The organism is Pseudomonas sp. GYB4201 (assembly GCF_056312595.1).
Map to the genome: position 1 here is coordinate 105,315 of NZ_JBWGIG010000018.1, position 8,845 is coordinate 114,159.

At 64.2% G+C, this 8,845-nt stretch carries 9 protein-coding genes; 7 read left to right on the top strand and 2 right to left on the bottom strand.

The window, feature by feature from the left end; translation table 11 throughout:
• Positions 1 to 163 precede the first annotated feature (163 nt).
• Both AC0Z2B_RS18390 and AC0Z2B_RS18395 read left to right on the top strand, forming a co-directional pair.
• Positions 164 to 916, top strand: coding sequence for a GntR family transcriptional regulator (locus AC0Z2B_RS18390; protein WP_416422338.1), 753 nt, complete (start codon positions 164 to 166; stop codon positions 914 to 916).
• Between the two features lie 2 nt (positions 917 to 918).
• Entirely contained in the window at positions 919 to 1,482 is a 564-nt protein-coding gene (locus tag AC0Z2B_RS18395) for an NUDIX hydrolase (RefSeq protein ID WP_416422337.1), read from the top strand.
• Here the strand turns inward: AC0Z2B_RS18395 and AC0Z2B_RS18400 are convergent, their stop codons facing one another.
• Positions 1,483 to 1,794, bottom strand: coding sequence for a DUF1330 domain-containing protein (locus tag AC0Z2B_RS18400; protein ID WP_416422336.1), 312 nt, complete (start codon positions 1,792 to 1,794; stop codon positions 1,483 to 1,485).
• A gap of 83 nt (positions 1,795 to 1,877) precedes the next feature.
• On the opposite strand from AC0Z2B_RS18400, the gene ribBA reads away from it, so the two are divergent.
• The 5 genes from ribBA to AC0Z2B_RS18425 all read left to right on the top strand — a co-directional run bounded on the left by ribBA (position 1,878) and on the right by AC0Z2B_RS18425 (position 7,183).
• Positions 1,878 to 2,987, top strand: a complete 1,110-nt coding sequence (ribBA, locus tag AC0Z2B_RS18405; protein ID WP_476298533.1) for a bifunctional 3,4-dihydroxy-2-butanone-4-phosphate synthase/GTP cyclohydrolase II — start codon at positions 1,878 to 1,880, stop codon at positions 2,985 to 2,987.
• A gap of 262 nt (positions 2,988 to 3,249) precedes the next feature.
• Positions 3,250 to 4,275 (top strand): ABC transporter substrate-binding protein, encoded by a 1,026-nt coding sequence (locus AC0Z2B_RS18410; protein WP_476298535.1) that lies wholly within the window; start codon positions 3,250 to 3,252, stop codon positions 4,273 to 4,275.
• Positions 4,260 to 5,207 carry an ABC transporter permease gene (locus tag AC0Z2B_RS18415; protein ID WP_476298537.1) on the top strand — a complete coding sequence of 316 codons (948 nt, stop codon included), beginning with the start codon at positions 4,260 to 4,262 and terminating at the stop codon, positions 5,205 to 5,207. Before AC0Z2B_RS18410 ends, AC0Z2B_RS18415 begins: the two co-directional genes overlap by 16 nt.
• 6 nt (positions 5,208 to 5,213) lie before the next feature.
• Entirely contained in the window at positions 5,214 to 6,035 is an 822-nt protein-coding gene (locus AC0Z2B_RS18420) for an ABC transporter permease (protein ID WP_476298539.1), read from the top strand.
• On the top strand, positions 6,032 to 7,183 hold the full coding sequence (locus AC0Z2B_RS18425; protein WP_416422331.1) for an ABC transporter ATP-binding protein: 1,152 nt from the start codon (positions 6,032 to 6,034) through the stop codon (positions 7,181 to 7,183). Before AC0Z2B_RS18420 ends, AC0Z2B_RS18425 begins: the two co-directional genes overlap by 4 nt.
• Before the next feature lie 153 nt (positions 7,184 to 7,336).
• Here the strand turns inward: AC0Z2B_RS18425 and AC0Z2B_RS18430 are convergent, their stop codons facing one another.
• Complete coding sequence (locus tag AC0Z2B_RS18430) at positions 7,337 to 8,737, bottom strand: purine-cytosine permease family protein (protein WP_476298541.1); 1,401 nt, start codon at positions 8,735 to 8,737, stop codon at positions 7,337 to 7,339.
• Between the last annotated feature and the right edge of the window lie 108 nt (positions 8,738 to 8,845).

An 8,845-nucleotide genomic window follows, 5' to 3' on the forward strand; every position in this document is an offset into this window, starting at 1 on the left:
CACGTTCACGCGAGATCTCCAGCGAGGCACCCGGCCAGCGCAGCCTAATGGCAGCGGCTACGTTGCGTGGCATTCGCATGGTAAACTCGCCCATGATTTTCGGCCCTTGTCCGGCCCGCATTCCGGCCCTGAGGTACCCCCACAACTAATCAGAGCGGACCCGATGAAACGCCTGCCCCTCGACGACAGCTTCAAGGTCAATCGCAACCCGGTCACCCTGCGCGAAATCGTGCTGGATAAACTGCGCAGCGCCATCATGAATTTCCAGCTGCTGCCCGGCGACCGCCTGGTGGAGCGCGACCTGTGCGAACGCCTGGGCGTGAGCCGCACCTCGGTGCGTGAAGCCCTGCGCCACCTGGAATCCGAAGGCCTGGTGGAGTTCGCCGACGCCAAGGGCCCGCGCGTGGCCATCATCACCCTGGAAGACGCCCGCGACATCTACGAGCTGCGCTGCGTGCTCGAAGGCCTTATCGTGCAGCTGTTCACCCTGAACGCCAAGGCCAAGGACATCCGCGCCCTGGAAAAAGCCCTGGACGAGAACCGCAAGGCCCTCAACGAAGGCGAGCTGACCCAGGTGCTGGACTCGGTGCAAGGCTTCTACGACGTGCTGCTGGAAGGCTCGGGCAACCACATCGCCGCCACCCAGCTGCGCCAGTTGCAGGCGCGTATCAGCTACCTGCGTGCCACCTCGGTGTCCCAGGAAAACCGCCGCGGCGCATCCAATGAAGAGATGGAGCGCATCGTCGCCGCCATCAAGAGCGGCGACCCGCTGGCCGCCCACCAGGCTTCGGTGGACCACGTGCGCGCCGCCGCCAAGGTGGCCCTGGACTACCTGCGCCTGAAGCAGAACGACACCAGCAAGCTGCGTGACATCGCCACCCCCATCGTCCAGAAAGAACCCCGCATAGGGAGTTGATCATGCCCAGCCCGCGCTTCTGCCCGCAATGCGGCGCCGCCAGCCTGGCCAACCAGGTGCCCGCCGGCGACACCCATGAACGGCTGATGTGCACGGGCTGCGGCTACATCCACTACATCAACCCCAAGATCATCGCCGGCTGCATCATCGAGCAGGACGGCAAGTACCTGCTGTGCCAGCGCGCCATCCCGCCGCGCCCCGGCACCTGGACCCTGCCCGCAGGCTTCATGGAGGCCGGCGAGACCACCGAGCAGGCAGCCGTGCGCGAGGTGTGGGAAGAGACCGGCGTGCGCGCCGACATCGTCTCGCCCTACTCCATCTTCAGCGTGCCGCGCATCAGCGAGGTGTACATCATCTTCCGCGCCATCGCCGTAGAGATCACCGGCGCCTTCGGCCCGGAAACCCTCGACTACCGCTTCTTCGCCCCGGACGAAATCCCCTGGGACGCCATCTACTATCCGGCCATCCGGCAGATCCTCGAACGCTATATCGAGGAACGCCAGGCTGGGGTCTACGGCATCTACATGGGCAACGACGACAGCGGCAAGATCCACTTCATCCGCTGACTACACCGCGTCGTCGTCCCCCAGCGGGTACCCCTCGACTATGATGATTTCAGCCGTGGCCACCCCTTGGCGGTGGGCCTTGGCCTGCTGGTATTCCGGCGAGTTGTAGCAGTCTATCGCGTGCTGGTACGAGGGAAACTCGATGACCACGCTGCGCTGCGGCGTCTCGCGTCCTTCCATGGCAATGCTGCGCCCGCCCCGCGCCAGAAACTTTGCCCCATACAGGGCAAAGGCCGTGGGCGCGCGCTGGGTGTATTCGACGTATTGCTCGGGGTCGGTGACATCGACCTGGGCGATCCAGTAAGCCTTCATTACTACCTCGACAGTTTCGACTCAAGTTGTATTATGGTATACCAGAATAACGTTACAGCCTGCCAGTCATAGTGAGACAACACATGGCCTTCAATAGCACCGAAGAAATCATCGAGGACTTCCGTCAGGGCAAGATGGTGTTGCTGGTCGACGATGAGGATAGAGAAAACGAAGGCGACCTGCTGCTGGCAGCCGACCGCTGCACCGCCGCCGACATCAGTTTCATGGCCCGCGAAGCCCGTGGCCTGATCTGCCTGACGCTGACCGACGAACACTGCCAACGCCTTGGTCTTGAGCAGATGGTGCCGGCCAACGGCAGCGTGTTCGCCACTGCCTTTACCGTGTCCATCGAGGCCGCCACCGGGGTGACGACCGGTATCAGCGCCGCCGACCGCGCGCGCACGGTCCAGGCCGCCGTGGCCGCTGGCGCCAGCGCCAACGACATCGTCCAGCCGGGGCATATCTTCCCCCTGCGCGCCCGCGAAGGCGGCGTGCTGACCCGCGCCGGCCACACCGAGGCGGGCTGCGACCTGGCGCGCCTGGCCGGCTTCACCCCGGCTGCCGTCATCGTGGAGGTGATGAACGACGACGGCACCATGGCCCGCCGCCCGGACCTGGAAGTGTTCGCGCGCAAGCACGGCATCAAGATCGGCACCATCGCCGACCTGATCCACTACCGCCTTAGCACCGAGCACACCATCGTGCGCAACGGCGAACGCGACCTGCCCACGGTGCACGGCACCTTCCGCCTGGTCACCTACGAGGACCGTATCGAAGGCGGCGTGCACATGGCCATGGTGATGGGCGACATCCGCCGCGACGACCCCACCCTGGTGCGCGTGCACGTGATCGACCCGCTGCGCGACCTGGTCGGTGCCGAGTACAGCGGCCCCAGCAACTGGACCCTGTGGGCCGCCCTGCAACGGGTGGCCGAGGAAGGCCGTGGCGTGGTGGTGGTGCTGGCCAACCATGAATCGTCCCAGGCGCTGCTGGAACGCGTGCCGCACCTCACCCAGCCACCGCGGCAGTACAGCCGCTCGCAGTCGCGGATCTATTCCGAGGTGGGCACCGGCGCGCAGATCCTGCAGGACATTGGCGTAGGCAAGCTGCGCCACCTGGGGCCGCCGCTGAAGTATGCGGGGCTGACGGGCTATGACCTGGAGGTGGTGGAAAGCATTCCGTTTACCGGGTGACGGTAGGGACACGGCCCCTGTAGCAGCGGCCACAGGCCGCGTCCAGCGATAGCCGGTAAGGCGAAACTCTTGTACAAATCTTGGAATACCATAATATGATATTCCAGTAGACCGAAAGAATGTGTCAGGTGCGCCCGCCAGGGACAGCACAAACAACAAGCCCTGACGCGGTCGACCATTACCAGGTCCCCCTGGACCCACTGCTCCCGAAAGGCGGGCGTTGCTACAGCCCGCTCAAAACACAACAAATGAGGGCGTACAAATGGTGTTCAACAAAGGTGCTACCGCGGTTCTCGCCGCCGGCATTCTGGCCGTATCCACGAGCGTTGCATTTGCCGCCGACAGCATGAGTTTCGTCAGCTGGGGTGGCAGCACCCAGGACGCGCAGAAAGCCGCCTGGGCCGAGCCGTTCAGCAAGGCTGCCAACATCAAGGTGGTGCAGGACGGCCCCACCGACTACGGCAAGCTCAAGGCCATGGTCGACAGCGGCAACGTGCAATGGGACGTGGTGGACGTAGAAGCCGACTTCGCCCTGCGCGCCGCTGCCGAAGGCCTGCTCGAACCGCTGGACTTCAAGGTCATCGACCGCGACAAGCTCGACCCGCGCTTCGTCGGCGACCACGGCGTGGGCTCGTTCTACTTCTCCTTCGTGCTGGGCTACAACGAGGGCAAGCTGGGCGCCGGCAAGCCCCAGGACTGGACCGCCCTGTTCGACACCAAGACCTACCCCGGCAAGCGCGCCCTGTACAAATGGCCGAGCCCTGGCGTGCTGGAACTGGCGCTGCTGGCCGACGGCGTGCCCGCCGACAAGCTCTACCCGCTGGACCTGGACCGCGCCTTCAAGAAACTCGACACCATCAAGAAAGACATCGTCTGGTGGGGCGGCGGTGCGCAGTCGCAGCAGCTGCTGGCCTCGGGTGAAGCCAGCCTCGGCCAGTTCTGGAACGGCCGCGTCTACGCCCTGCAACAGGACGGCGCGCCGGTGGGCGTGAGCTGGAAACAGAACCTGGTCATGGCCGATTTCCTGGTCATCCCCAAGGGCTCGAAAAACAAGGACGCGGCGATGAAGTTCCTGGCCAATTCCAGCTCGGCCAAGGGCCAGGCGGACTTCGCCAACCTCACCGCCTATGCCCCGGTGAACAAGGACAGCGTGAGCCTGCTCAAGCCTGAACTCGCGCCCAACCTGCCCACTGCCTACGCTAAGGATCAGATCACCCTCGACTTCGCCTACTGGGCCAAAAACGGCCCGGCTATTGCGACACGGTGGAACGAATGGCTGGTCAAATGAAGATGACGGCGGCTTCCCACCGTCACGGCACCGACAGCGCCCCCAGCGCTGCCGGCGCACCCCACGGCAAGGCGCCTGCCATGAACACACCGACCCTGGCCCAACGCTGGCGCGGCAGCCGCAACCTGCTGCCGGCCCTGCTGTTCCTGGGCCTGTTCTTCTTCGCACCGTTGATCGGCCTGCTGCTGCGCGGCGTGCTGGAGCCGGTGCCGGGCCTGGGCAATTACCAGGAGCTGTTCGCCAACTCGGCCTACGCCCGGGTGCTGTTCAACACCTTCTCGGTGGCGGGCCTGGTGACCCTGTTCAGCGTGCTGCTGGGCTTCCCGCTGGCCTGGGTGATTACCCTGGTGCCGCGCGGCTGGGGGCGCTGGCTGCTGAACATCGTGCTGCTGTCGATGTGGACCAGCCTGTTGGCACGCACCTACTCCTGGCTGGTGCTGTTGCAGGCCAGCGGGGTGATCAACAAGGCACTGATGGCCGTGGGCATCATCGACCAGCCGCTGGAGATGGTGCATAACCTCACCGGCGTGGTCATCGGCATGAGCTACATCATGATCCCGTTCATCGTGCTGCCGTTGCAGGCCACCATGCAGGCCATCGACCCGATGGTGCTGCAGGCCGGTGCCATCTGCGGCGCCAGCCCCTGGACCAACTTCTTCAAGGTGTTCCTGCCGCTCTGCCGCTCGGGGCTGTTCTCCGGGGCCTTGATGGTGTTCGTGATGTCTCTGGGGTACTACGTGACGCCGGCGCTGCTGGGCGGTGCGCAGAACATGATGCTGCCAGAGTTCATCGTCCAGCAGGTGCAGTCGTTCCTCAACTGGGGCCTGGCCAGCGCGGCGGCGGCGTTGCTGATCGTCATCACCCTGGTGCTGTTCTACTTCTACCTGAAGCTGCAACCGGAAAGCCCGGTCGGCTCCAGCAACGCGAGGTAAGCCGACATGCTGCTGACCCCCAATGCCATGAGCACGCGCCTGCGTGTCGGCCTGTACACCACCACGGGCATCATCGCGCTGTTCCTGTTGCTGCCCATCGTGTTCATCGTGCTGCTGTCGTTCGGCTCGTCCCAGTGGCTGGTGTTCCCGCCACCGGGGTGGACGCTGAAGTGGTACGTGCAGTTCTTCTCCAACGCCGACTGGATGGACGCCGCCGTGTCGAGCCTGAAGGTGGCGATACTCACCACCTTCTTCGCCGTGGCCCTGGGCCTGCCCACCGCCTTCGCGCTGGTGCGCGGCAAGTTCCCCGGCCGGGAAATGCTCTACGGGCTGTTCACCCTGCCGATGATCGTGCCGCTGGTGATCATCGCCGTGGCGGTGTACGCGCTGTTCCTCAAGCTGGGCTACACCGGCACGCTGTTCGCCTTCGTGGTCAGCCACGTGATCGTGGCGCTGCCGTTCACCATCATTTCCATCATCAATTCGCTGAAGCTTTTCGACCAGTCCATCGAGGACGCCGCGGTGATCTGCGGCGCCTCGCGCTTGCAGGCGATCTTCAAGGTGACCTTCCCCGGCATCCGCCCGGGCATGGTGGCCGGCGGCCTGTTCGCCTTCCTGGTGTCGTGGGATGAAGTGGTGCTGAGCGTGATGATGGCCAGCCCTACCCTGCAAACCCTGCCGGTAAAAATGTGGACCACCCTGCGCCAGGACCTGACCCCGGTGATCGCCGTCGCCTCGACGCTGCTGATCGCCCTGTCAGTCATGGTGATGGTCATCGCCGCCGCCCTGCGTCGGCGCAATGAAATGCGTCTGGGAGTAGTCAAATGAGTGCCGTGATCAACGAAACCGCCCAGCCAGGCAAAACCCTGGTCAGCCTGCGCAACCTGAACAAGCACTACGGCGACTTCGCCGCTGTGGATAACATTTCCCTGGATATCCAGGACGGCGAATTCCTCACCTTCCTGGGCTCCAGCGGCTCGGGCAAGAGCACCACCCTGTCGATGCTGGCCGGCTTCGAGACGCCCAGCAGCGGCGAGATTCTGGTCAGCGGCCAGTCGCTGGTGAACGTGCCGCCACACAAGCGCGACATCGGCATGGTGTTCCAACGTTATTCGCTGTTCCCGCACCTCTCTGTACGCGACAACATCGGCTTCCCGCTGAGCATCCGCAAGCACTCGGCGGACGAGGTGAAGAAGCGCGTAGACGCCATGCTCAAGCTGGTGCAGCTGGAAGCCTTCGCCCACCGGCGGCCGTCGCAGATGTCCGGCGGCCAGCAGCAACGGGTGGCCATCGCCCGCGCACTGGTGTACGAGCCGCGCATCCTGCTGATGGACGAGCCGCTCGGCGCGCTGGACAAGAAGCTGCGTGAAGACCTGCAGGACGAACTGCGCCAGCTGCACCGCCGGCTGGGCATCACCATCGTCTACGTCACTCACGACCAGGAAGAGGCCATGCGCCTGTCCCAGCGCATCGCCATCTTCAGCCACGGCAAGATCGTCGGCCTGGGCACCGGCTACGACCTCTACCAGAACCCGCCGAACGCCTTCGTGGCGTCGTTCCTCGGCAATTCCAACTTCCTCAAGCTCAAGGCCCAGGGCAACGCGGCCGCGACCTTCGAAAACCAACCGCTGTCGATTCGCCTCACGGCCAACCTGCGCACCGACCAGGACGTGCTGCTGATGGTGCGCCCGGAGAAAGCCCTGGCCCTGAGCGTGGCCCAGGCGGCCAGCGAGCCGTTGCAGGCGGGTTGGAACGAGGTGGCGGCGAAAGTCACCGAGGTGCTGTTCCTGGGCGAAAGCCAGACCTGCAGCGTGATCACCGCCGGCGGCACCGCCATGACCGTGAAGGCGCTGAGCGCCGCGGGCATGCCGCTGAAGGCCGGTGACCCGGTGCGAGTGCGCTGGGCCACGGCCGATGCGTGCGTGTACACCGAGTGGGCCGAAGGCGACCTGAACAAGGCGGCCGGCGCGCACTGAGCCTGATCCCACCCACAAAAAAGGCGCCTCAACAGGCGCCTTTTTCATGCCGGAATCGCGTTGCCTGCATCGCGGCCAAGGCCGGCTCCTACCTCGGACTGTGTAGGAGCCGGCCTTGGCCGCGATGGCGTCAGAGGGAGCAACGCCCATGGGTCATTCGCTATACGCAAGCTTTGCGGCTTGGGCTTGATGGCCGCGGGTGGCCAGGCACCAGTACAGCGGGCAAGTCACTACCAACCCCACCAGCCACGACAGGTCGACCCCATCGATCACGTTCGCCCACGGTCCCACATACAGCGAGGTATTGGCGAACGGCAACTGCACCAGGATGCCAATGAAATACGCCACGATCGCATGGGGGTTAAACCGCCCATACACGCCACCATCGGCGGCAAAAATCGAGGCAATGTCATAGCTGCCACGCTTGATCAGGTAGAAGTCGATCAGGTTGATCGACGCCCACGGCACCAGCACCAGCAACAGCGCCAGGATCAACCCGATGAAGTGCGAGATGAAGTGCGACGAAGCGCCCAGCGCCATGAAGCAGCAGCCCGTCAGCACCACGGCCGACAGCACCACCCGCACCTTGATGCTCGGCGTCCAGCTGCCGGCAAAGGTCTGGATCGAGGTGACGATGGAAAGCGTGGCGCCATACAGGTTCAGGGCGTTGTGGCTGATGATGTTCAGCAGGAACAGCACCATCAATATCGGCCCCAGGCCACCGGTGGCCTGCTTCACCGCCGCCATCGCCTCGGTGCCTTCGGGGGTTGCCAGCACCGCCACCGCGCCAAAGCTGAACGACAGAATGGTGCCCAGGCAGGCACCGGCGTAGGTGGCCAGGAACGGCCGGGCAATGCCGATATCCGCCGGCAGGTAGCGCGAATAGTCCGACACGTAGGGCGAGAAGCTGATCTGCCAGATGATGCCCAGCGACACCGTGGCCAGGAACCCCGACAGGTTGAAGGCGCCACGGCTGAAGAAGTCCAGCGGCAGGTCGTGGCTGAAGATCATCACGAAGCCGGCCAGCAGCGCGCTGCCCATCACCCAGGTGCCGATGCGGTTGAGGGTGTGGATAAAGCGGTAGCCGATCACGCCAATGGCGGTGGCGCTGAGGGCGCCGATGATGATGCCGGCGGGCAGCGGCACGGCATTGACGATGCCGTGAATCGATTCACCTGCCAGGACGATATTGGAGATGAAGAAGCCCACGTAGATAATCGCCGCGAAGAACACGATCAGCAGCGCGCCGTAGCGCCCGAACTGCCCGCGGCTTTGCACCATCTGCGGAATGCCCATGCGCGGGCCCTGGGCCGAGGCCAGGGCAATCACCACCCCGCCGATCATGTGGCCAAGGACGATAGCGATCAGCCCCCACAGCAAATTGAGGTGGAACACTTGCACCACCATGGCCCCGGTCACGATCGGCAGGGGGGCGATGTTGGTGCTGAACCACAAGGTAAAGAGATCGCGCGCCTTCCCATGGCGCTCAGCTAACGGCACGTAATCCACCGTATGGTTTTCGATCAGTTGCGTCTGTTCGGTCTTCTGGGACATGGATGCACTCGATTCTCTGTTCTTGTCTTTGTATGGAAATGCAATTCGGGGGCCGTTCATCGACGGCCTCCAGAACGAAGACCATATTATGGTATTCCAAGCTTTCCA